This is a genomic window from Nocardia sp. CA-290969 (genome assembly GCF_050936135.1).
Taxonomy (GTDB): domain Bacteria; phylum Actinomycetota; class Actinomycetes; order Mycobacteriales; family Mycobacteriaceae; genus Nocardia.
On record NZ_JBNJNJ010000001.1, the window covers coordinates 6,890,002 to 6,912,562 of the forward strand.

General features: G+C 68.4%; 20 protein-coding genes. 11 read left to right on the forward strand and 9 right to left on the reverse strand.

Annotated elements, in window-relative coordinates; translation table 11 throughout:
* The first annotated feature begins 8 nt into the window (after nucleotides 1-8).
* Together leuS and ACQEVO_RS31470 are read left to right on the forward strand one after the other, a co-directional pair.
* Nucleotides 9-2,900, forward strand: a complete 2,892-nt coding sequence (leuS, locus tag ACQEVO_RS31465) for a leucine--tRNA ligase (protein WP_432920050.1) — start codon at nucleotides 9-11, stop codon at nucleotides 2,898-2,900.
* 130 nt (nucleotides 2,901-3,030) lie between these two features.
* A complete protein-coding gene (locus ACQEVO_RS31470; RefSeq protein ID WP_432920051.1) occupies nucleotides 3,031-5,073 on the forward strand; it encodes a PhoX family protein in 2,043 nt (680 codons plus the stop codon).
* A gap of 115 nt (nucleotides 5,074-5,188) precedes the next feature.
* Here ACQEVO_RS31470 and ACQEVO_RS31475 read toward each other — a convergent pair whose 3' ends face one another.
* Nucleotides 5,189-5,878, reverse strand: coding sequence for a glycoside hydrolase family 25 protein (locus ACQEVO_RS31475; protein WP_432923212.1), 690 nt, complete (start codon nucleotides 5,876-5,878; stop codon nucleotides 5,189-5,191).
* Between the two features lie 560 nt (nucleotides 5,879-6,438).
* Here ACQEVO_RS31475 and ACQEVO_RS31480 point away from each other — a divergent pair.
* Genes ACQEVO_RS31480 through ACQEVO_RS31490 form a run of 3 tightly spaced genes read left to right on the forward strand, consistent with a single transcriptional unit; the run spans nucleotide 6,439 to nucleotide 8,561 of the window.
* On the forward strand, nucleotides 6,439-7,341 hold the full coding sequence (locus tag ACQEVO_RS31480) for a TIGR04222 domain-containing membrane protein (RefSeq protein ID WP_432920052.1): 903 nt from the start codon (nucleotides 6,439-6,441) through the stop codon (nucleotides 7,339-7,341).
* Nucleotides 7,342-7,344: 3 nt separating this feature from the next.
* Nucleotides 7,345-8,214, forward strand: a complete 870-nt coding sequence (locus ACQEVO_RS31485; protein WP_432920053.1) for a DUF692 domain-containing protein — start codon at nucleotides 7,345-7,347, stop codon at nucleotides 8,212-8,214.
* Complete coding sequence (locus tag ACQEVO_RS31490) at nucleotides 8,211-8,561, forward strand: hypothetical protein (RefSeq protein WP_432920054.1); 351 nt, start codon at nucleotides 8,211-8,213, stop codon at nucleotides 8,559-8,561. The genes ACQEVO_RS31485 and ACQEVO_RS31490 overlap by 4 nt, the downstream gene beginning before the upstream one ends.
* Nucleotides 8,562-8,630: 69 nt before the next feature.
* Here the strand turns inward: ACQEVO_RS31490 and ACQEVO_RS31495 are convergent, their stop codons facing one another.
* On the reverse strand, nucleotides 8,631-9,386 hold the full coding sequence (locus ACQEVO_RS31495) for an SDR family oxidoreductase (RefSeq protein WP_432920055.1): 756 nt from the start codon (nucleotides 9,384-9,386) through the stop codon (nucleotides 8,631-8,633).
* Between the two features lie 328 nt (nucleotides 9,387-9,714).
* On the opposite strand from ACQEVO_RS31495, the gene ACQEVO_RS31500 reads away from it, so the two are divergent.
* Nucleotides 9,715-10,227 (forward strand): EXLDI protein, encoded by a 513-nt coding sequence (locus ACQEVO_RS31500; protein WP_432920056.1) that lies wholly within the window; start codon nucleotides 9,715-9,717, stop codon nucleotides 10,225-10,227.
* A gap of 33 nt (nucleotides 10,228-10,260) precedes the next feature.
* Here ACQEVO_RS31500 and ACQEVO_RS31505 read toward each other — a convergent pair whose 3' ends face one another.
* Nucleotides 10,261-10,920 (reverse strand): YqgE/AlgH family protein, encoded by a 660-nt coding sequence (locus ACQEVO_RS31505; protein ID WP_432920057.1) that lies wholly within the window; start codon nucleotides 10,918-10,920, stop codon nucleotides 10,261-10,263.
* A 257-nt stretch (nucleotides 10,921-11,177) separates the two neighbouring features.
* Here ACQEVO_RS31505 and ACQEVO_RS31510 point away from each other — a divergent pair, with 257 nt between their 5' ends.
* Entirely contained in the window at nucleotides 11,178-11,939 is a 762-nt protein-coding gene (locus ACQEVO_RS31510; protein WP_432920058.1) for a lysophospholipid acyltransferase family protein, read from the forward strand.
* A gap of 143 nt (nucleotides 11,940-12,082) precedes the next feature.
* On the opposite strand, the gene ACQEVO_RS31515 is transcribed toward ACQEVO_RS31510, so the two are convergent.
* Both ACQEVO_RS31515 and ACQEVO_RS31520 read right to left on the reverse strand, forming a co-directional pair.
* Nucleotides 12,083-12,394, reverse strand: a complete 312-nt coding sequence (locus ACQEVO_RS31515; protein ID WP_432920059.1) for a GNAT family N-acetyltransferase — start codon at nucleotides 12,392-12,394, stop codon at nucleotides 12,083-12,085.
* 86 nt (nucleotides 12,395-12,480) lie between these two features.
* Nucleotides 12,481-13,578 carry a zinc-binding dehydrogenase gene (locus ACQEVO_RS31520; protein ID WP_432920060.1) on the reverse strand — a complete coding sequence of 366 codons (1,098 nt, stop codon included), beginning with the start codon at nucleotides 13,576-13,578 and terminating at the stop codon, nucleotides 12,481-12,483.
* Nucleotides 13,579-13,954: 376 nt separating this feature from the next.
* Between ACQEVO_RS31520 and ACQEVO_RS31525 the strand changes: the two genes are divergently transcribed.
* Complete coding sequence (locus ACQEVO_RS31525) at nucleotides 13,955-14,437, forward strand: nitroreductase family deazaflavin-dependent oxidoreductase (protein WP_432920061.1); 483 nt, start codon at nucleotides 13,955-13,957, stop codon at nucleotides 14,435-14,437.
* Between the two features lie 102 nt (nucleotides 14,438-14,539).
* On the opposite strand, the gene aroQ is transcribed toward ACQEVO_RS31525, so the two are convergent.
* Nucleotides 14,540-14,995, reverse strand: coding sequence for a type II 3-dehydroquinate dehydratase (gene aroQ, locus ACQEVO_RS31530; RefSeq protein WP_432920062.1), 456 nt, complete (start codon nucleotides 14,993-14,995; stop codon nucleotides 14,540-14,542).
* 367 nt (nucleotides 14,996-15,362) lie between these two features.
* Here aroQ and ACQEVO_RS31535 point away from each other — a divergent pair, with 367 nt between their 5' ends.
* Nucleotides 15,363-16,979, forward strand: a complete 1,617-nt coding sequence (locus tag ACQEVO_RS31535; protein WP_432920063.1) for an NTF2-like N-terminal transpeptidase domain-containing protein — start codon at nucleotides 15,363-15,365, stop codon at nucleotides 16,977-16,979.
* 9 nt (nucleotides 16,980-16,988) lie between these two features.
* Here the strand turns inward: ACQEVO_RS31535 and ACQEVO_RS31540 are convergent, their stop codons facing one another.
* From ACQEVO_RS31540 to ACQEVO_RS31550, 3 genes are all read right to left on the reverse strand, one after another.
* A complete protein-coding gene (locus tag ACQEVO_RS31540; RefSeq protein ID WP_432920064.1) occupies nucleotides 16,989-17,357 on the reverse strand; it encodes a DUF3054 domain-containing protein in 369 nt (122 codons plus the stop codon).
* 63 nt (nucleotides 17,358-17,420) lie between these two features.
* Nucleotides 17,421-18,524: a lysylphosphatidylglycerol synthase transmembrane domain-containing protein gene (locus tag ACQEVO_RS31545; RefSeq protein ID WP_432920065.1), complete on the reverse strand. Its 1,104-nt coding sequence runs from the start codon at nucleotides 18,522-18,524 to the stop codon at nucleotides 17,421-17,423.
* 68 nt (nucleotides 18,525-18,592) lie between these two features.
* A complete protein-coding gene (locus ACQEVO_RS31550; protein ID WP_432923215.1) occupies nucleotides 18,593-20,116 on the reverse strand; it encodes an adenylate/guanylate cyclase domain-containing protein in 1,524 nt (507 codons plus the stop codon).
* 100 nt (nucleotides 20,117-20,216) lie between these two features.
* Between ACQEVO_RS31550 and ACQEVO_RS31555 the strand changes: the two genes are divergently transcribed.
* On the forward strand, nucleotides 20,217-21,557 hold the full coding sequence (locus tag ACQEVO_RS31555) for an AI-2E family transporter (protein ID WP_432920066.1): 1,341 nt from the start codon (nucleotides 20,217-20,219) through the stop codon (nucleotides 21,555-21,557).
* 304 nt (nucleotides 21,558-21,861) lie between these two features.
* Nucleotides 21,862-22,560 (forward strand): DUF1707 SHOCT-like domain-containing protein, encoded by a 699-nt coding sequence (locus tag ACQEVO_RS31560; RefSeq protein WP_432920067.1) that lies wholly within the window; start codon nucleotides 21,862-21,864, stop codon nucleotides 22,558-22,560.
* The last annotated feature ends 1 nt before the right edge of the window (nucleotide 22,561 follow it).

Here is a 22,561-nt window from a genome sequence, read left to right on the forward strand (position 1 = left end):
GCAGGACCGTGCAGGACTCCCGCGCAACCGAGACCGCCGGGCAGAGCTCGGTAGACACCGGCGCCCCGGGCCGGGCCGACGATACGCCCGCCCACCGGTACACCGCCGCGCTCGCCGGGGAGATCGAGCGCCGGTGGCAGGAGCGCTGGGCCGAGCGCGGCACCTTCCATGCCCCGAACCCGGTGGGCCCGCTGGCGGGGGAGGTGCCGGCGGACAAGCTGTTCGTGCAGGACATGTTCCCGTACCCGTCGGGCGCGGGTCTGCACGTCGGGCATCCGCTGGGTTATATCGCCACCGACGTGTTCGCGCGGTACCACCGGATGCACGGCCGCAATGTGCTGCACGCGCTGGGGTACGACGCCTTCGGCTTGCCCGCCGAGCAGTACGCCGTGCAGACCGGCGCGCATCCGCGCGATACCACCGAAGCCAATATCGCGACCATGCAGCACCAGCTGGACCGGCTGGGCCTGGGGCACGACCGGCGGCGGTCGTTCGCCACCACCGACCCCGAGTACTACAAGTGGACGCAGTGGATCTTCCTGCGTATCTACAACGCCTGGTACGACCAGGAGGCCGGCCGGGCCCGCCCGATCGAGGAACTGGAACGGCAGTTCGCCACCGGCGCCCGGGCGGTGCCCGAGGGCAAGGATTGGGCGAGCATGTCCACCGCCGAACGGCGGACGCTGATCGACTCGTACCGGCTCGTGTACCAGACCGATTCGATGGTCAACTGGTGCCCGGGCCTGGGCACCGTGCTGTCCAACGAGGAGGTCACCGCCGACGGGCGCAGCGAACGCGGCAACTTCCCGGTGTTCCGTAAGCGCTTGTGGCAGTGGATGATGCGGATCACCGCCTACGCCGACCGGCTGATCGACGATCTGGACCATGTGGACTGGCCGGAGAACGTCAAGGCCATGCAGCGCAACTGGATCGGGCGTTCGCGCGGCGCCCGGGTCGAGTTCGCGACCCCGGCCGGTGACGTGGAGGTTTTCACCACCCGGCCCGACACCCTGTTCGGCGCGACCTACCTGGTGCTGGCCCCGGAACACGAGATGGTCGACGCGCTGACCACGGCCGCCTGGCCCGCAGATACCGATGCCCGCTGGACCGGCGGCAGCGCGACCCCGGCCGAGGCGGTCGCGGCCTACCGCAAGGCCATCGCGGCGAAATCGGATCTGGAGCGGCAGGAGAACAAGGACAAGACCGGTGTCTTCCTGGGCGCCTATGCCACCAACCCGGTGAACGGCGCGCAGATCCCGGTGTTCATCGCCGACTATGTGCTCAGCGGCTACGGCACCGGCGCGATCATGGCCGTCCCGGGCCAGGACCAGCGCGACTGGGATTTCGCGACCGCGTTCGGCCTGCCGATCATCCGGACCGTCGAACCGCCCGAGGGCTTCGACGGCGAGGCCTTCACCGGTGACGGTCCTGCGATCAATTCCGATTACCTGAACGGCTTGAACATCGCCGACGCGAAGGCCACCGTGATCGCGCGGCTGGAGGCCGACGGCCGCGGCGCGGGCACCGTGCAGTACAAACTGCGCGACTGGTTGTTCGCGCGGCAACGGTACTGGGGTGAACCGTTCCCGATCGTCTACGACGAGTCCGGCGCCCCGCACGCCCTGCCGGAATCGATGCTGCCGGTGCGGCTGCCCGAACTGGACGATTTCGCCCCGGTCACCTTCGATCCGGACGACGCCGATTCCGAACCCTCCCCGCCGCTGGCCAAGGCCACCGACTGGGTGGAGGTGGAACTGGACCTGGGTGACGGCCCGCGAAAGTACCGACGCGATACCAATGTCATGCCCAACTGGGCGGGCAGCTCCTGGTATCAGCTGCGCTACGCCGACCCCACCAATTCCGCGGAGTTCTGCGCGAAGGAGAACGAGAACTACTGGCTGGGCCCGCGCGCGGCCGAGCACGGTGCGGCCGATCCGGGTGGCGTGGACCTGTATGTCGGCGGTGTGGAGCACGCCGTACTGCATCTGCTGTACGCCCGGTTCTGGCAGAAGGTGCTGTTCGACCTGGGCGAGGTGAGCGGTAGTGAACCGTACCGGCGCCTGTTCAACCAGGGCTATATCCAGGCTTTCGCCTACACCGACGCCCGCGGCGCGTACGTGCCCGCGGCGGAGGTGACCGAACGCGACGGCAAGTTCTACTGGACCGACGCGACCGGCACCGAGATCGAGGTGAACCAGGAATACGGCAAGATCGGCAAATCGCTGAAGAACGCCATCGCGCCCGACGAGATCTGCGATCTGTACGGGGCCGATACGTTCCGCTTCTACGAGATGTCGATGGGCCCGCTGGACACGTCCCGGCCGTGGGCCACCAAGGACGTCATCGGCGCGCACCGGTTCCTGCAGCGGGTGTGGCGGCTGGTGGTGGACGAGGAGACCGGGGCCACCCGGGTCACCGAGGACAACCCCGCCGATGAGACGCTGCGGTTGCTGCACCGCACGATCGCCGGGGTCGACGAGGATCTGGCGGCCATGCGGGACAACACCGCGGGCGCCAAACTGATCGAACTGACCAACCACCTGACCAAGGCTTATCCGAAGGGCGCCCCGCGTTCGGCGGTGGAGCCGGTGGTGCTGATGCTGGCCCCGCTGGCCCCGCATATGGCCGAGGAACTGTGGGAACGCCTGGGCCACAGCCATTCGCTGGCGCACGGCCCGTTCCCGGTGGCCGATCCGGCGCTGCTGACCGCGGAGACCGTCGAGTATCCGATCCAGGTCAACGGGAAGGTCCGCAGCCGGATCCAGGTGGATCCGGAGGCCGATCAGGCGGCGATCGAGGCGGCCGCGCTGGCCGACGAGAAGATCGCCGCGCTGCTGGACGGCAAAGCGCCGCGCAAACTGATCGTGGTGCCGGGCCGGCTGGTCAATATCGTCTCGTGATCTCCACCGGCCGGCACGGTGCTCGGGCAATTCCCGGGCAACCGTGTTGGCCGGTAGTTAATCTGTGCGACTCCTCGGACTTGCCTGGGTCGGCTAGCGTGCGGGCGTTCAGCCCGGAACAGGAGTCACTGTGAAACCTCTTGCGCTCTTCGCCGCCCACGAACCGGCCGGTTCGCGATCCCGCGTGACCTGCCAGTACAAATGCGGTAATGCCTGCTTCCACGAGGTGCCCAACACCTCGTCGAACACCTACTTCGGGGATATCGTGGCCGGGATCTCCCGGCGCCGGGTATTGCAGGGCGGCGCGGCCGCCGTGGTCGCGATCGGCGCCGCCGGCACGCTCGCGGCCTGCGGTGACGATGCCGGCGCCGGCAACTCCGCGAGCGGCCAGGGGATGGGCACCGGGTTCACTCCGGTCGCGCCCAACACCGAGGACGCGGTCGTCATCCCGGACGGCTACGAGCAGGAAGTGGTGATCCGCTGGGGTGATCCGCTGTTCGAGGACGCGCCCGAATTCGATTTCTACGCGCAGACCCCGGCCGCGCAGGCGAAACAGTTCGGCTACAACAACGATTTCGCCGGCCTGCTGCCGATCGAGGGTCAGGCCGGTAAGTACCTGCTGGTGGTGAACCACGAATACACCACCGAGGTGTTCATGTTCCCGGGGTACAAGCCCGAGGCCATCACCAAGGAACAGGTCGATATCGCCATGGCCGCGCACGGCCTGACGGTGGTCGAGGTGCACGGCGAATCCGGCACCGGGCGGCTGAAGCCGGTTTTCGGTAAGTACAACCGGCGTATCACCGCCACCACGGAGTTCAAGGTCACCGGCCCCGCCGCCGGGAGCGCGCTGCTGAAAACCACCGCCGATCCCACCGGCACCAAGGTTCTGGGCACGATCAACAACTGCTCCGGCGGGGTGACTCCCTGGGGCACCGTGCTTTCCGGTGAGGAGAACTTCAACGCCTACTTCATCGGCAAATCCGCCGACCCGGTGACCGCCGAACGCCTGGACCGCTACGGGATCGGCGAATCCGATTCCCCGCACTTCTGGGAGAAGTTCGACAAGCGTTTCGACGTGGCCGCCGAACCCAACGAAGCCAACCGGTTCGGCTGGGTGGTCGAGGTGGATCCGTGGGATCCGCAGTCCACGCCGGTCAAGCACACGGCGCTCGGCCGGTTCAAGCACGAGGCCGCGAATATCCACGTCACCGAAGACGGCACCGTGGTCGCCTACAGCGGCGACGACGAACGCTTCGATTACATGTACAAGTTCGTCTCCGCGCGCAAGATCGAACCCGGCACCGGCGCCGCCAGCCGCCGCCACAACCTGACCATCCTCGACGCCGGCACCCTCTACGTCGCGAAACTCACCGGCGACCACCCCGACCGGATCGACGGCTCGGGCACCGTCCCCTCGGATCAGGGCTTCACCGGAAAAGGCCAGTGGATCCCGATCCTGCGCACCGCCGAGGACGGCCGCGGCGAATCGCTGGTCGAGGGTATGTCGGCGGAGGAGGTCGCGGTGTTCACCCGCCTCGCCGGTGACAAGGTGGGCGCCACCAAGATGGACCGCCCCGAGGACTTCGAAGCCAACCCGAAGACCGGCAAGGTGTACGTGGCGCTGACCAACAACAGCAAACGCGGCACCGACGGCAAGGCCGCCGCCGACGAGGCGAATCCCCGTAACGAGAACAAGAACGGCCAGGTCCTGGAGATCACCGACGATCACGCGGGCACCGAATTCACCTGGTCGCTGCTGCTGGTGTGCGGTGACCCGGCGGCCGCCGACACCTACTTCGCCGGCTACGACAAGACAAAGGTCAGCCCGATCTCCTGCCCGGACAACCTGGCGTTCGACCCGTACGGCAACCTGTGGATCAGCACCGACGGCAACGCGCTCGACGCCAACGACGGACTTTTCGCGGTGGTGCTCGACGGCGACCGCCGCGGCGAGACCAAACAGTTCCTCTCCGTCCCCGCGGGCGGCGAAACCTGCGGTCCGGTGATCACCGAGGAACGGGTCGTGGTGTGCGTCCAGCATCCCGGTGAAACCGACGACGCCTCGGTGGAGAACCCGGCGTCGCACTGGCCCGACGGCGGCACCTCGCAGCCGCGACCCGCGGTGGTCGCGGTCTGGAAGGCCGGGGGCGGCCGGATCGGCGTCGAGTAACGATCCGTCCCCTGGATTCCGGCCCGGTCCCGTCGGCCCGGGCCGGAATCCGCCGGGTTTCCTCGCGGACCCGGCGGCATCCGGACCGTCGTGGCCGGGGCCCGGCCGTACGTCCCTACCCGCTCCCGGTGAGGCCGCCCATCCGGGCGAAGCGGTTGAAATCGCCTTGGGCGCCGCTGTAGACGTTCACATCGGTGGGGCCGTGGATGCCGGGGATGGATCCGGAATCGGTCTGCTGCCAGAACGTCCACGCCGGCCAGCGGCCGGGGACCTCCGGTTGCGGGCGGTCGCGGTAGTCGGCGATCCACAGCGGGTAGCGGTGGAACCGGTCGCTGTCGGCCATCGCCGTTTTCCAGAAGGTCGGATAGGTGTAGACGATCGGGATACGGCCGGTCAGTGCCTCCACAGTATTGAGGTAGCGGTGGGTCCAGTCGATCAATGCGGCCGGGGGGAGTCCGCCGGAGTGCTCGATATCCAGGACCGGCGGCAGATCCAGCGGGCCGTTCTGGCCGAGCACGACCGCGGCGTACAGCGCCGCCTGCGGTTCCGGCGGGAGTTCCGGGCGCGCGTAGTGGTAGGTGCCGCGCGCCATCCCGGCGACGCGCATGTGCAAGCTGTCCTGGACGAAGTACGGGTTGACGTAGTTCAGCCCCTCGGTGGCCTTCACCATGGCGAACCGGTGCCCGGCGCCGCGCACCGCGAACCAGTCGATGGGGCGCCCGCTGTCGTGCTGCCAGGACGAGACATCGGGTCCGGTGGGGTCGGCGGTCGCCGCGGGGAAGGCGCCGAAACCCGCCGCGCACATCAGCGCGCCGCCCGCCGCGGCCTTCCTGAGCAGAAAGCGGATCGCGCCGCCCCGGCCGCACGACCGGTTTCCGCGGCCGCCGGGGGCGAACCGTCTGCGCGGGTTCCTGGTTCCGGAGCGATCGGCGTCCGGCCGGTGGGTCGCGACCCGGCCACGGGTACGCGGGGATGGGTGGTTGTCCTCCGGGGCGTTCGCCCCGCGCCGCGGGAGGCGGCGCAACAGTGCAGTCGATCTCCAACGGTCAGCTTCCATGGACACCGACCCTATGCACCGGACGGGGCGCCACTCGGTAAGACAGTGCCGTGAATCGGCACCGAAACGGCGGCGTCGCTATCACTACACCGCGCAAATCGTGCATCGGCCGATCCCTCGGGACGGCGGTCGGCTCGCGGGGTGGGGCGCATCGGGTGGCCTGCACGGCACTGCGCTCGAGGTGGCTGATCAGCGACTACACCCGAACTGCCATCGGTGGTTCACGGATCTGCCATCGAACTGTCGTGGCGTGGCCGGGATTTCATCCGGATACTGGTTCCAACATCGTGCAAGAGCCGGAGGTCGATATGCGCGCGGTTCAATGGTCGGCGGAGTCCGCGCTGGCAGCGGGTGAGACCTGGGGTATCTCCAGCACCGGTTTCCTGCAGTTGTACATACCGATCGCGATTTTCGCCGTGGCGGTGGCGTTCTGGTTGCGGTACCGCATCGTCAGCGCGCCCACCGACGCGCCGGCGGAGGAACTCACCGCGCCCGAACTCGGGTTGCTCACCAGCGATCACCGGGCGGTGATGGCTTCGGTGGCGCTGCTACGTGGTCATGAGCTGATCGACGCCCAGGGGCAGACCAGCGGCACGAGGGCCGCGGTCGCGCTCGACCCCTTCACCGTCGCCGTATCGGGGCACCTCGGCAAATCGCAGCAGAGCATCACCGAGGTGACCCGCCGGATGCGTCCGGATCTGGACCGGCTCCGCAATTCCCTGATCGAACGCGGATACCTGGCCGGCCCGCGTTACTCGAAGGAGTTGCGGGAAGCGGCGCTGCCGATCGTGGTGGCCGGACTCTTCGGCGTGGCCCGGTTGATCGCCGGACTGATCGGCGGTAATCCGGTGATCTTCCTGGTGCTCGTGCTGATACTGCTGGGACTGGCCTGGGCGCTGGTGGTGCGCCCGGTTCGGGTCACCCCGCGCGGCAAGGCCGCGCTGCACGAGGCCACCATGGGGAACTTCCACCTGCGCCCCTCGGCCGTCCCGGCGTACCCGTCCTACGGTCCCGCGGCCGCCGGGCTGGCCGTCGCCTTGTTCGGGGTGCAGGCGCTGGTGCTCATCGACCCCGAACTGAACGCCGCGATGTCGGGGTACGCCGCCGAACCCGGCAGTGGCGGTGACGGTGGCAGTGGAGGCGACGGCGGAGGAGACGGTGGCGGTGGTGGCGGCGGGGGGTGCGGCGGCTGTGGTGGATGCGGTGGCTGACCGGTGACCGGCCCCCTCCCCGAATTCGCCCTCGGGATCGGCTGGCGCCCGCCGATCTGCGGGCTTATCGCGCAGCTGGACGGGCTCGATTTCTGCGAGGTCGTCGTGGAATCGCTGCCGGTCACCGGTGCACCGGCGGCGCCTACGGTCGTGGTCCCGCGCGAACTCGCCGCGCTGCGCGACAGCGGCACCCTCGTGGTACCGCACGGTGTCTCGCTATCGCTCGGCGGTGCCGAACCGGTGGACCGGGGGCGCGTCGAACGATTGGCCCGGTGCGCCGAAACGCTCGCGGCGCCGCTGGTGAGCGAACATATCGCTTTCGTCCGGGCCGGCGGCCTGGAGGCCGGGCATCTGCTGCCGGTGCCGCGTACCGCCGAGGCCCTCGCCGTGCTCGTCGCGAATATCACCCGGACCCAGGACGGAATCGGTGTTCCGCTGGCGGTCGAGAATATCGCCGCGTTGTTCGAATGGCCCGACAACGAGATGACCGAGTCGGAATTCCTCACCGAGATCGTCGAGCGCACCGGGGTGTATCTGCTGCTCGATATCGCGAACGTCTATGCCAACGCGCGTAATCGGGGCCGCGACCCGCTCGCCGAACTGCGCCGCCTGCCCACCGAGCGAATCGCCTACTGCCATATCGCCGGAGGCGCGGAATCCGAGGGTCGATACCACGACACCCACCGCCACCCCATTCCCGCGCAGGTACTGGAACTCGTCGCCGAATTCGTCCGCGACCACCCTGTTCCGCTGATGCTGGAACGCGACGGCGACTATCCGCCGGACGACGAACTGCTCGACGAACTCGACGCGATCAGCAATGCCGCCGCCCGCGCCCCGATCACCGCCACGGCACGGGCGGTCCTGCGATGACCGATCCGGCGCCCGGCCTGGCCGAGCGGCAGGCCGCCCTGGTCCGCGCACTGGTCGCGGGCGAGCCGGTACCGTGCGGCTTCGATCCGGATGCCGTACGCACCGCCGCCGACGCGATCCTGCGCAAACGGGCCCGGGAGACGGCCGCGCACTATCCCGCGCTCGCGCAGGCCACCGGGCCCGAGTTCACCGCGCTCTATATCGCCTGGGCGCGCGGCCGCCCCAAAGGCGGTACCGCGGCCGACGCGCTCGGGTTCGCCCGCGATCACGAGGTGCCGTGGCCGCCGCAGCCACCGCCCGCCGCGAACCGGCTGTCCGGATTGCTGCGGCTCCGCCGGCCGCGGTGAGCGGCTACGGAGCAGCTCCCCGGACCGCCCGCAGTTCCGCGCACGACGAGAGAGCGGAGGTGGCGGAACCTAACCCGCCGCCGCGCCGGCGTGGTCGCGCAGCCAATCCCGGTAGTGCGTTCCCGCCAGGTGCGCGTCCGGTCCCGCGGTCAGGACATCGCCGTTGACGGCCGCGAACATTCCGGCCGTGTCGTCGGTGACGACCATCCGGTCGTCGTGCCGCGCCGCCAGGGTGATCCGGCCGAGATCGTCGAGCCCGAACACCTCGGGACCGGCGATATTGCGGATCCGTTGCAGCGGGGTGCGGATGGCGACCTCCACCACCGCGTCCGCGACATCGGCGGCCGCCATGGGTTGCAGGGGGGTACTGGGCAGGCGGACGGTATCGCCTTCGGCGGTCCAGGACAGGACCGAATCCATGAATTCGAAGAATTGCGTGGCCCGCACGATGGAGAACGGCGTGGGGCCCCGGCGCAGCAACTGCTCCTGGAGCGTCTTGGCCCGGTAGTAGTCCAGTTGCGGAACCTGATCCACCCCGACGATGGAGAGGACGATCTGGTGCTTCACCCCGGCGCGCTCGCCCGCGGCGAGCAGGTTGTTCATGGCGGCGTCGAAGAAATCCAGCGACGATTCGTCGAAGGCCGGGGAGTTCGCGAGATTGGTCACCACCTCCGCGCCCTCGAGCGCTTCGTCCAGGCCCTCGCCGGTGACGAGGTCGACACCGGTGGACGGTGCGGCGGGAACGGCTTCGTGCCCGGCCTCGGTCAGCTTCTGCACCACCTGTGATCCGATACGTCCGGTACCGCCGACGACTACGTGTTTCATGGTTCCGCCTTTCGCGGCGTGCCGCCCCGGGTTCGCCGGGGTTCGTGGAGGTCGATTGCTCTGGTCTGGCGGTGTTGCGCACGGGCGGCCGGAGCCGGCACCGCCGTGCCGCGGTGGCCTGGCCCGGCCACCGTGCTGCGGGGTCCAGGAAACCAGGCCGGGGCCCCGGTAGGGGATCACCCGGTTAGGGTGAGGTTCGGCGCGCCCGTCGAATCGGATGGTCGCGCGGCCGGCTTGGGCGGCGGGTTCACGCTGGTGAAGGCCCCTTTCAGGGGAATCACTCGAACCACCCTTGTTTATACGTATACTTCTACGTATAGTGGCTGGTATGCCGAACAAGACGATCTACGTCGCAGACGACGATCTGCCCCTGTTCCAGCGTGCGCAGGAACTCGTCGGCGGCAATCTGTCCGGCGCGGTGGTCACCGCGTTGCGGCGGTTCATCGAACTCGAAGAAGGCAGGCTCGAGGGGTTCGACGAGGTGGTGTTGCGAGTCGGGCACAACGGCGTCCGGCAGGTGCGATTCCAGGGTTCACTGCTCGGCGAGCACCGCGATGTCAACGACGAGCGGATGGAACATCTGCGCGTATTCCGCGGGCGCAAAGGCAAATTCGCGCTGCACGCGCAATATTCGAACTGGTCGGACTACCCCGAATCGCAGAATTGGCTGCGCGATCTGAAGAACTGGCGGCGGATGCTCGGTATCGAACACGATTGGGGCGATTATCAGCTCACCGTCACCGATACCCTGGCGGAACTGAAGGACAAGATGCCCGGCGAGCTGTACCGGCGGATCGCCGATATCGCCGACCGGCCCCCGGTGGAAGAACTCGATATCTGACCTTCCACCGGTAGCGCTCCCGCCGGAGGCGTCCTAGTTGCGCTCGACCTCGATCGGGTGGGTGGCCAGTAGCGACAGCGGCAGCGGTTGCCGGCGCAGCACCTCGGCCCACATATCGGAGCGGCGGCTGGTGATCGGATCGCTGGGCAGCGCCGACACCACGATCCAGTCGTCGTTGTCCAATTCGCTGTCCAGCTGGCCGAAGGTCCAGCCCGCGTAGCCGGCGAAGATCCGGACCCCCTCGACCAGCTGCCCGATCCGCTCCGGATCGGCGTCCAGATCCACCAGCACCACCCGGCCGTCGACGCGACGCACGCCGGGCACACCGTCGATCGACGCACCCACCCGCACCGTCCCCAGACACAGCGCGGCGTCGCGTTTGACCGGGCCGCCCACGAACAGAGTGCGCGGCTGCGCGCACACCTCGTTCCACTGCGGTAGTACGTCGTGCACCGCGGTTTCGCTGGGCCGGTTCAGCACCACACCCAGCGTCCCGGCATCGTTGTGCTCGATGATGTAGACGACCGTACGGCGGAAGGTGGGCTCGGCCAGGTCGGTCGAGGAAACCAGCAGCGTACCGGCCCGCACGACCTGTTCACCCTGCCGGTAACCACGACGACCAGGGTCGGGTTCGTGCCCGCCACCGCGGCCGCCCCGGGTCTTGCGATCATCGGGGTCATCTGCCTGCGCCACCAGGCCATCATCGCAGTTATTGCCCGATCGCGCCCCTCTGATCACTCGTTCACTTCGCTTCCTCCTCCGGCCCTGACGCGCTCGTGCGCAATTTCCATGGAGCACGAGCCCGGGGCCTCCGTGGTTACACTTCGCTTCCTCCTCCGGCCCTGACGCGCTCGTGCGCAATTTCCATGGAGCACGAGCCCGGGGCCTCCGTGGTTACACTTCGCTTCCTCCTCCGGCCCTGACGCGCTCGTGCTCGTAGAGTCAGCCGTATGCGAGCCCCAGAGGTGCTTCTCGGCAACAGTGACGACGTGTACGACTTCTACCGTGCGCACCGGCAGAACCGGATCCAGGCGATGGGGGCCTATGCCCTGCTCGGCAGGCGTTACCGGCCGCGGGTGAGCTACGCCGACGGCGCCCGGGCCGCGATACGGGAGCTGATCCGGGCCCGCACCCCACTGCTGATCGCGGTCAACCACCTCTCCCGGCTCGACCCCTACACGCTGGCCGCGGCCGCGTGGCGCAGCGAACTGCGGCCGATCATCGGCCGCACCCGGGTGCTGGCCAAGGACGAACTGTTCGAGGAGGAGAAACTGCGCCGCCGGATCGACATGATGGGCGGGATCCCGGTGTTCCGCGGCACCGATCACGGTTTGCGCGCGGTGAACGCGGCCGGGCAGCGGATGATGGATATCTGCGCCGAACGCCTGGCCGAGGGCGACAGCCTGGCGGTCTTCCCGGAGGGCACCTGCAACGACGTGGACCCGGCGCAGGTGCAGCCGATCGGCACCGGCATCGGGCATATCGCGTTCCGCACCGCCAAGCTGGGCGTCCGGCCCGCCCTGCTTTCGCTGGGCCTCAGCTACGGCCCCCGCGCCGACCCCGCCGCCGAACCGACCAAGGAGGAGGCGAAATCAGCGAGCTTCCATTTCGGGCTACCGCGCACCGAACTCCCGGAGCGCCCGGCGGAGATCACCCGGGTCGCTCGTGCGGACCTGCAGCGGGCACTGGATGGTGCGGTCGCCGCGTATTGAGCGGGCGCGTCGGCTACTTAGGTCCACGAGTGGACTGCCCGGACAGCAGACGCGTTTCGGCCCGGGGGCCGGCGGTTCCGTCCCAACGACCGATGCGGGCGCTGTCTGCCGAGCGCGCCGGGGTCAGGTGTCGCGGGGCGACGCTATTGGGGCAGGCCGAGCCGGTCGCGGGCCCAGTGCGGGACCATCGTGAGGTACTGCGGCCGGGTCTCGATGAAGCGCCCGACCACCGGGCACATCGGTAGCGCGCCGAGCCCTTCGGCGGCGGTGGCATGCAGGGCGGCTTCGACCAAGTCGCCGGCGTACCCCCGCCCGTCGAAACGTAGGTCGATCTCGGTGTGGACGAACGCGCGTTCACCGGCGGTGTCCTGGTATTCGATATAGCCCGCGACCTCGCCGTCGATCGTGATCTCGAAGCGTTCCAGTGCGGTGTTGTTGCGGACCTCCGTCGGCATGGCTCGACGCTACTCGGTCGATGGCGAAAATTCGCCTCGATCGAGTAGGTGGCGCGGCGCGTCGCCCGGATGTCCCGTCCGGCGGGTCAGGTCATCTCGATGATCGCGCGCCCGACGATCTCCCCGCGAGCCAGCGCCCGGTAGGCCTCGTCGGCCCGGTCCAGCGGGTAACGGCGGGTGATGACTTCCTGCGGCCGCACCGTATCCGCCGCCACCATGCGCAGCAGCGCCGGCATATCGGTGCGGGCCTTCGCCCCGTAGGAACCCAGGATCTGGAGTTTGCGCCGGACCAGCCGGGCCAGGTCGATACTGCCGGTCGAACCCGCGGGCGCGATACCCACCACCACGGCCCGGCCGCCGTCGTCGAGGATGTCGAGCGCGGTCGCGAAGGTGGCCGGGCTGCCGAGCGCCTCGAACGCCACGTCCACACCGTGCCCGCCGGTGAGTTCCCGGACCCGGGCCGCGGCGTCCTCGGTGCGCGAGTTGACGGTATGGGTGGCGCCGAGTTTCGCCACCGCGGAAAGCTTCTCGTCGCTGATATCGACCGCGATGATCTGCGTGACCCCCGCCGCCGCCGCGAACTGCACGATCGATGACCCGACACCACCCGCCGCGACCACCGCGATCCGGTCGCCGAGGCCGAGCCCGGCGGTGTGGATCGCGCCGAGCGCGGTGAACGAGCTGCAGCCCAGGATCGACACCGCGTCCAGGCCCACCTCCGCGGGGACGCCGAAGACATCGGAGGCGGGGACGACGCAGTATTCGGCCAGGCCGCCCATCGAGTACATGGCCAGCGGTGTGCCGTCGGCCCGGGCGAGGCGGCTGGTGCCGTCGTAGAGGGTGCCGTTGATGCGGTTGTGCGCGAAGAATTTCTCGCACAGGTCCTCGGCCCCGCGCACACAATGGCGGCAATCCCCGCACGGCATGATGAAACTGCACACCACGCTGTCCCCGACCGCCACATTCTCGACACCCTCACCGAGCTGCTCGACCACCCCCGACACTTCGTGCCCCAGCACCGCGGGCGCCGGAAACTTCACCTCGGACTTGAGAACGTGCAGGTCGGTATGGCAGACCCCGCAGGCTGTCACCCGCAACAGCACCTCGCCCCGTTTCGGCACCGGCACCGGAATGTCCTCGACAACCAGCCGGGGTTCGCCTCCGTTGAAAACTGCGGCCCGCACGACACACTCCTCCACCACTCATCACTGCACACCGGCGAAACCCGGCACCTCGAACCACCGTCCCAGAAATTCACGCCTTACGGACCCGGTTTCCGACCCAGCCGCGAAATTCCGATGCGCACTCTGAATCGGACAGCACGCTTTTCGCCCCTCCAGCCGGTTCACCTCCGTGGTTCGGGGCCCGTCTCGTTCTGGAGCGACGGAGCGGGGGAGCGAAGCGGAGGAGCGGAGGAGTGAAGAACGAGACCAAGGGGGCCCCGAACCCGCGCCGCCGGAGGCGGCGCCAAAGATACAGAGAGCAGTGCTCTTGACTTTTGGGTATGGCAGTGCGATCGTTGTTCACAACAGAGAGCAGTGCTCACACAAGGAGTTGGATATGACCACCGCGACCCGCTACCTCGCCCCCACCGGTTTCGACCCGATCTTCAATCGCATCGTCAATGTGCTGCCGAAACTCGGCATCAGCATCGCCGGCTCCCGGTTGCTGGCCGTGCGTGGGCGCAAATCCGGCGAGTGGCGGACCACCATGGTGAACGTGATGACCACCGCCGACGGTGCGCGCTATCTCGTCGCGCCGCGCGGGCATACCCAGTGGGTGCGCAATCTGCGGGCTGCCGGAAGCGGCGAGCTGCGACTCGGCCGCAAGACCGAAGCCTTCCGTGCCGAGGAGATCGCCGATGCCGACAAGATCCCCCTGCTGCGGCGCTACCTCGAGGTGTGGGGCTGGGAGGTCGGCCGGTTCTTCGAGGGAGTCACCAAGGACGCCACCGATACCCAGCTCGCCGAAATAGCGCCCGGCTTCCCGGTTTTCCGGATCGAACCCCTGTGTGGTTCGGGGCCCGTCTCGGATCTGGACTGACGGAGCGGAGGAGCGGAGGAGGGAAGATTCGAGACCAAGGGGGCCCCGAACCCGCGCCGCCGGAGGCGGCGCCATAGACGCAGCATCCGCGCCGCCGAAGATTCACCTGAGTAGGAACTCGATCGCCGCGACATAGCCGTAACTGCCCATACCGGCGACCACCGCGTCGGCGATGGGCGAGATGTAGGAGTGCCGGCGGAACTCCTCCCGGGCGTGCACATTGCTGATGTGCACTTCGACGATCGGGACCTCCGGTATCACCAGGGCATCCCGGAGAGCTACCGAGGTATGCGTCAGCCCGCCGGGGTTGATCACGATGCCCGACGCCGTCCCGCGTGCGGCGTGGATCCGATCGATCAGCGCACCCTCGGAATTCGACTGGAAATGCGCGATCTCGCGGCCGCGCGCCGCGGCCGAGCGACGGCACAATTCGATTACATCCTCGAGGGTCTCCGTGCCGTACACCTCTGGCTGGCGAGTACCGAGCATATTCAGATTGGGCCCGTTGAGAACGAGGATCGGACTGCTCGAGGTTTGCGGAAAGGCGGCATCGGACATGACAGCAACCCTACCGACACCCCGAGCGCCCGCCGAGGGTTCTGGGCTACCGTGGCGGGGTATCTCTGCAGTGGACGCGGACTTGCGGGGTAACGTCACACGGCTTCGGCTCGATCGGTAGCGTAGCGAAGCCGGGTGTGCGCCGACGGGCCGATAATTGATCATGGTCGGTTCGGCGGCGAGTTGGGAACGGCCACAACTACACACGGCGGGACCGGCTATGGTTTTGGGTTTGCGAGCACTCGCAAGCAGGCATTTTTCAGGTACGGTGGTCTTGTTACCAGAGTGGCAAGAGTGAAGAGTAGGCGACATGGATGTGTGGGGATCCCGCCGCTTTCGCTTCCGGGGCGCAGTGGCCCTTACGGGGGTGGCGGCTCTGGCAATCGCGATGGGATCGTGCGGGACCGGCACCGAGCAGGCCGGCCCCGAAGCGGTCGTCGACCGATTCACCGAACTGCTCGACGAGGGTGATCACGCCGCGGCAGCCGAACTGACCTCCTACCCGTCGGCCGCCTCGGCAACCCTCGGGCAAATGTTCGACGGGCTCGAATCCGGCACCGTCGACTACGAGAAAACACAATTCATCGGACTCGACGCCGAAACCGGCATGTTCAGCCTGGACGTGCACTGGAACTTCGGTGAACGCAAGGACTGGACCTACGGTCTGGAAGGCAAGATCCGCAAACTCTCCACCGGCTGGAAGATCTCCTGGGATCCCGCGGTGGTGATGCCGGAGCTCGAACACGACCGCACGGTACAACTGGTGCGCACCACTCCCGATCCGGCCCCGAAAGTTGTGGACAATATCGGCAAACCGCTGATGACCGAGCAGACCATCAATGTCATCCAGCTCGATCCGGCGAAGATGCCCGACCAGGTCGCCTCCACCGATGCGCTGTCACGTGCCATCGAACCGGTCGCCCCGCTCATCACCGGTGCTTCGCTGCGGGAGGATCTGGCCGCCGCCGGCGGTAAACCGATCACGGCCGTGAGCCTGCGCGAAGGCGATTTCGCGATTCTGGAACCCGAGATGGCGCCGATCCCGGGTGTGGTGATGAAGAAGGAGCCGCGGCTGATCGTCGCCGACCGCCGGATCTTCTCCCCGCTGCTCGACTCCATGAAGAACGTGTGGGAGGAAAGCCAGGACAAGCATTCCGGCTGGGCGGTGCAACTGTTCGAGAACGGGCAGTTCGTGAAACAGCTCGCCGGCTATCAGGGCCCGGCCGGGCCGGATATCGCCGGCACCATGGACCAGCGGTTGCAGCGTGCCGCCGAGGACGCGGTGGTGAGCGTGGGCTCCCCGGCATCGATCGTGGTCACCCAGCCCTCCACCGGCGCGGTGGTCGCGGTGGCGCAGAACAACTACTCCAGTGCGCAGGGGCCGGTCGCGTTCACCGGGCTGTATCCGGCGGGCGGGATGATGAACCTGTTCCGTGAGGTGGCCGCGGCGTCCAAGGGGAAAGCCGCCGAGGACGTCACGGATGAGGAAGCCGTGGAAGCGGCGGCCCTGCTCGGTGTGGGCGTGGATTTCCGGGTGCCCGGTCTGGAAGAGGTCACCGGCCGGCCCGCCGGTGCGGGCGACGCGGAACCGGTGCGTCAGGGCGGTGGCTCGGACGCGTTGCTGGCCAGCCCGTTCGGGATGGCGATCGCGGCGGCGGCCATCGGCAACGGGGCCCTGCGGCCGCCGATGATCGAACGGGGCCGCCCCGGGGAGACCGACGCCCCGACGGGGCCACTGCCCGGGCCGGTCGCCGATGCGGCGCGCCGGGTGCTGCGGGACGGGATGAACGCCCCGCAGCTGGCGCGGCTGCGCGGATTCCGCGATGTCACCGGCTATACGGCCAAGGCCGGTAACGACGGCTGGCTCATCGCGACCATGGGCGATCTGGCGTTCGCGATCCATATCGCCGATGTGGACAGCGGCGATATGGTCGTCCGGATGGGTGAACGGATGCTGGCGTCCTTCGCCAAACCCGACGAATGAGTGCGGCGCTCAGTTGAGCGCCCGGATGGCCGTGCGCCAGCCGAGCAGGAACAGTGCCAGCACCAGCGCCGCCACCACGATGAAACTCGGTGCCGTGCCCTGCCCGCTGAGCACTCGCAGCACCATCCCGACCACCAGGGTGCTCAGCCACACCACCAGGCCGGTCGGCCGCACCCGCAGACCGTTGAACGGTTCGTTCACCCGGTTGCGCAGGTGCAGGGCATAGGCGGCGAGCCAGCCGACGGCGAGTCCGGTCAGGAACGGCCAGGCCGTGCGGATCAGCCCGGCCAGTATCGCCTCGTCGTGGCTGCGGCGCCCGATCACACAGAACAGCACCACCAGCAGCGCATCGATAACGATCGTTCCCAGCCATTTCACACGAGGCAGCCTAACGGGCGCGTTCCACGCAAACCGTGACGGTCCCGGCCCCGGGATACCCGTTCAAGCGTTGCGCCGGGTGAATTCCTTCTCGTATTCCTCGTCCTCGGCGTTGCGGTTGCGGAACAGGAAGGCGAAAACGATCCAGCCGATGATCGCGATCAGGACGAAACTCACCAGCCGGTAGACGAATGCGGCGGCCACCGCCTGCGCCGCCGGCAGGCCCGCGGCCGCGGTGAGACCGTAGATCAGGGTGGCGTCCACGTAGACGATGCCGCCGGGGGCGAACGGAATGGACCCGACCGCCTTACCCGCGGCGAACGCGATCAGCAGGCCCGCCCACCGCGGGTCGCCGCCGATGGCGTAGCAGGCGGCGCCCAGGCAGGCGACATCGGCGAGCCGGTGGACCACCGCCCACCAGGTGACCCAGGCGCCGTCGCGGGTGCCCATATCCACCGATTCGACCTGGTCCAGCATTTCCCGGATCTTGTCGCGCCCGGCCTCCGGCGGCCGTTTGCGTACGCGGTTGACCAGCGCCAGCCCGCGCCGCAACGCGCCCTCGAGGGTGCCCGGATGCCGCGAGGCGTAATTACCGGCCCAGACCAGCGCCACCACCGCGGCCACCGACAGAATGAGATTGACCGGCCCGATCCGCCCGCCCGCCAGCACCGTGCCCAGCACACCGAGCAGGGCCAGGCCGACGGCCGAGACGACCCCGGAGAAGACGAGCTGCCAGGAAGCGACCACCGGGCTGGCGCCCCAGCGCCGGGTCTGGCGGTAGGTGAAGGCCGTGGAGAAGACCTGCCCGGCCGGCAGCGTCACCGACATGGCCGTCGCGCCGTAGACCACGGATACCGATTTCAGTTGCCGGACCGCGACCCCGCCCGCCCGTAACAACTGTTTCTGCACCCGCCCGAACCCGGACATCGACAGCATTTGCAGGGCAATACACGCCGCGACCCAGCCCCAATGGATTTCGGTCAGTTTCTGCCACGACTCGTGCAGCCGGGGATACAGGTAGAAACCTTCACCGATCAGCAACAACAGCAGCACCGAAACGGCCACCCATTTGAGCCACCGGAATCTGCGGGACCGTTTCCCGGCCTGTTGCGGGGCACCGGCCCGGGACACAGCAGGAGTATCCGCTGTATCACCGTTGGCAGTCACGAGCCCAGCCTAATGGACGGTCGCGGCCGGAGACCGGTACCCGCTGCCGGGGTCGCGCGACCGGTGCGCTATGCGCGCTCGACCTGGTCCGGGGCCGGTTCGGGGGCGGTCTCGGCCGGCACGGAATCGTTCGGCCAGGACAACCTGGTGCTACGCCGCCGCCCGCGGAGCTGCACCTCTTCGCCGGCGGTCCAATTCCGCTGTTCGCTCTCGTCGGCGAAATACAGAGCCGAACCCGAGGCCAGCACTCGCCCCGGATGATCCTTGGCGAGTTCGGTGAGCCGGGACGCCTCGTTGACCGGGTCTCCGATCACCGTGTATTCGAACCGGTTGGCCGCACCGATATTGCCCGCGACCGCCAAACCGGCCGAAACTCCGATTCCGATATCGAGCCCGTCGATGGACCGTAATGCCTCGCGGAGTTCGCGGGCCGCGGCCAGTGCCGCCGTCGGTGCATCCGGCCGGTCGAGCGGGGCGCCGAATATCGCGAGGGCGGCGTCGCCGACGAATTTGTTCACGAATCCGTGGTGGTGATCGATGACATCGACCACCACCCGGAAGAATTCGTTGAGCAGATTCACCACCTCGGTCGGCGGGTGTTCGGCGGCGGTCGCGGTGGACCCGACCATATCGACGAACAGCACCGCCACGAACCGGGTTTCGCCACCGAGTTCGGTGCCGTAATCGAGGGCACGCTGGGCGACTTCGGCGCCGACGTGCTGGCCGAAGAGTTCCTGCAGGCGCTGCCGGGTGGCGGCCTCCTCCATCATCCGGTTGAAACCGACCTGCAGCAGCCCGATCTCGCTACCGTCGAACACCTCCACCTGGACATCGCGCGCACCGTTCTGCACCTGGTCGATGGCCTGGCTGAGCTGACGGACCGGGTCGGAGATACTGGACGCCGTGAGCATGGACAGGGCCAGCGCCTGCATGATCACCACCCCGCACAGCAGCAGGATCGAGACGGCCAGCGACTGCGCCGAGAACTTGATATCCGAGGAGATCTGGGTCACGCAGAGCAGCACGATCGCGATGGTCGGGGCGAAGGTGCCCATCCCCCACGTCATCGCCATCCGCGTGCCGACTCCGGGGGTGAGGGTGTGATCGAAGCGGCCGGCGGTGAGCGCCTCGGCGGCGACCGGGCGCAGGATCCGTTCGCCCAGCATGTAGGTGAAACCGAACACGATGGTCGCGGCCATGCATTCGGTGATGATCACCGTGCCGGCCAGCGCCGGTGTCTCGGAAATGATGGCGGTGGCCAGGACGGCGCCACCGAGGATCCACAGCGCCAGATGCAGGATCGCCTGGCGCAGCGGCGCGTGCAGGGCAGCCATCTGTTCCTGCCGGCTGGGTGGTCCGCCGCGCATCTGCCAGCGCATCACCGGGCGCAGCATCAGGGCCGAGGCGAGCACGCTGAGCACCCCGCCGGTGAGGAACACCGCCGCGGGAACGACCAGGCCGACCTGCCGGGGCCCGGGTTCCTCGCCCTCGGGCACCGGCAACCCGTATTGGATGAACGCCCACACCAGTACCGCGCCGAACGCGTTCGCGAGCAGCATCGAGGTGAGGTACAGCGGCCAGCGCGTATGCATGGTCTGTTTGACCGCTTCCAATGGCGCTGACACGAGTACTAATCTAGCGTCCGGCCGCGGTGACCCGGTGCTCCCGGGCTCGGCCGCTACCCTCGACCGGGTGACCGAGCCGAAACCCACTGCCGCGGACGCCGTTCACCCGATCGTGCGGCAGACCGCAGAATGGGCGTGGCGGCTACTGGTGATCTTCGCGCTGGTCGCGGTGCTGGCGGCGGCCGTACGGCGGCTCGATACCGTGGTGATTCCGCTGGCCATCGCGCTGCTGGCGGCCGCGTTGCTGGCACCGCTGGTGGATTGGATGCAGCGGCGCGGCGTGCCGCGGGTGCTCGGGGTTTTCGTCGCGCTGGTCGGTTCGCTCGGTCTGGTCGCGGGCGTGATGACCTTCGTGGTGGAACAGTTCGTGGTGGGTGTGCCGCAACTGTCCGACGAGTTCACCGCCAGCATCCACAAGGTGCAGGACTGGCTCATCACCGGTCCCATGCATCTGAGCGACGATCAGATCCGGACCGCCGGTGACGCCGCGATCCGGACCGTCCAGTCGAACCAGGACACGCTGACCAGCGGGGCACTGACCACGGCGACGATGATCGGCCATATCCTCACCGGCACCTTCCTCACCCTGTTCATCCTGATCTTCTTCCTGTACAGCGGCCACCAGATCTGGGAGTTCGTCACCCGGATCGTGCCGCGGCCGCATCGCGAACGGGTACGTACCGCGGGCGGATTGGGTTTCGGGTCGCTGGTGGGTTTCGTACGGGCCACCGTCGTGGTCGCGGCGGTGGACGCGATCGGGATCGGGGCCGGGCTGGCGCTGCTGGGGGTGCCGCTGGCACTGCCACTGGCCTCGCTGGTGTTCATCAGCGCGTTCATCCCGATCATCGGCGCCTTCCTGGCCGGTTTCGTGGCGGTGTTCATCGCGCTGGTCACCAAGGGTTTCGTCACGGCGCTGATCGTGCTCGGGATCATCGTCGCGGTGATGCAGATCGAGGGCCATATCCTGCAACCGCTGCTACTGGGCCGCGCGGTGCGGATCCATCCGCTGGCGGTGGTCCTGGCCATCGCCGCGGGTGTGGTGCTCGGTGGGATCGCGGGTGGTCTGCTCGCGGTGCCGCTGGTCGCGGTGCTGAACACCGCGATCCGCTCGCTGCTCGCCGACGACCCGGAGAAAGTTCTCGCGGAACTCGCCGCCGACCGCAAGGGAATCTATGCGGTCGAGCCCGATTCGCCCGAGTCCGACACCGCGGGCGGGCCGGACAGTACCGGCCGGTTCGATCTTGCTGCCATGCTCGCCGAAGCGCAGCGGCGCATACCGCTGCCGCGCACAACCGGCCCGGACCACCGGGAAACCGGCCCGGACCACCGGGACCCCGGAGGGCAGCCGGACGATCCGGTGACCCCTGCCGAGGACGAGGCCGGCCGGCCGTCGGATACGCGGCAATAGCCAAGGTCGTCGAGCCGATCGGCCGGGGCAGGCCCAGTGCTGGAAGTGATTCGGTACCGAGGCCGGCCGCCGAGTCGTGCCGCCCCCGAGCGGCTCCCGGGCCCGATGCCGCCGTCGTCCCCCAAGCCGGGCCCCACGCAGACCGGGCCCCACGCGGACCGGGTGCCACGCGGACCGGGTGCCACGCGGACCGGGTGCCACGCGGACCGGGTGCCGCCGACTCCGGGTTCTCCGGTCCGAATACCCGCCGCATCCGGGAATGCCCTGATGCGGGATCGCGTCGGGCCTGGGTAATCTCGGGTTCATGAACGGCCCGGATCCGGTTTTCGACGGTGTGGGTCCCGGTAGCCGGGTAGGCGACCGGGACCTGCGTGTTTCCGATGCCGAACGGGAACACGTCGGGGAGTTGCTGCAGCGGGCCGTCGGGCTGGGCATGCTCTCGCTGGGGGAGTTCACCGAGCGGATGGATACCGCGCTGGCCGCCAAGACCCGGGGTGAGCTGAATTCGGTGCTCGTCGATCTGCCGGGGGTCCGGCTGGTAGGCGAACCGGCCGCCCGGCATCCGAATCACGGGAAACCCGCACCGCTGCCGCAACCCGGTGCCGGCGCCCGGTCGTCGCTCTCGGGTGTGGTGCAGGGCGGGGTGATCCGGCCGCGGATGTCCGGGGTCAACCGCCGCGGCAACTGGCAGGTCGCGCCGGTGCTGCGGGTGAACAGCTGGCTTTCCGGCGTCACCCTGGACTTCACTCAGGCGGTGATGACCACCCAGGTGGTGGAGATCCAGGTCGACGACTACGCGAGTTCGCTCACGCTGGTCGTCCCGCAGGAAGCGACCGTCGATCTGGACGGGCTGGAAATGGTGGGGTCCAGCGTGAACAACAAGGTGCGCAGCGGTCCGCCGATCGGGCCGCTGCACCTACTGGTGCACGGCCGGGTCCGATTCGGGTCGGTCACCGCCAAACAACCGTTCATGGCGCACTGGCGCCGCCTGCTCGGTCACTGAA

Coding starts and splice junctions, on each gene's coding strand:
- ACQEVO_RS31475 (WP_432923212.1), bottom strand. CDS start 5,878: ATGTGCGCGGCGGGTTTCGGCGCCTTCCCCGCGGCGACCGCCGACCCC.
- ACQEVO_RS31480 (WP_432920052.1), top strand. CDS start 6,439: ATGCGCGCGGTTCAATGGTCGGCGGAGTCCGCGCTGGCAGCGGGTGAG.
- ACQEVO_RS31490 (WP_432920054.1), top strand. CDS start 8,211: ATGACCGATCCGGCGCCCGGCCTGGCCGAGCGGCAGGCCGCCCTGGTC.
- ACQEVO_RS31495 (WP_432920055.1), bottom strand. CDS start 9,386: ATGAAACACGTAGTCGTCGGCGGTACCGGACGTATCGGATCACAGGTG.
- ACQEVO_RS31500 (WP_432920056.1), top strand. CDS start 9,715: ATGCCGAACAAGACGATCTACGTCGCAGACGACGATCTGCCCCTGTTC.
- ACQEVO_RS31510 (WP_432920058.1), top strand. CDS start 11,178: ATGCGAGCCCCAGAGGTGCTTCTCGGCAACAGTGACGACGTGTACGAC.
- ACQEVO_RS31515 (WP_432920059.1), bottom strand. CDS start 12,394: ATGCCGACGGAGGTCCGCAACAACACCGCACTGGAACGCTTCGAGATC.
- ACQEVO_RS31525 (WP_432920061.1), top strand. CDS start 13,955: ATGACCACCGCGACCCGCTACCTCGCCCCCACCGGTTTCGACCCGATC.
- aroQ (WP_432920062.1), bottom strand. CDS start 14,995: ATGTCCGATGCCGCCTTTCCGCAAACCTCGAGCAGTCCGATCCTCGTT.
- ACQEVO_RS31550 (WP_432923215.1), bottom strand. CDS start 20,116: ATGCATACGCGCTGGCCGCTGTACCTCACCTCGATGCTGCTCGCGAAC.
- ACQEVO_RS31560 (WP_432920067.1), top strand. CDS start 21,862: ATGAACGGCCCGGATCCGGTTTTCGACGGTGTGGGTCCCGGTAGCCGG.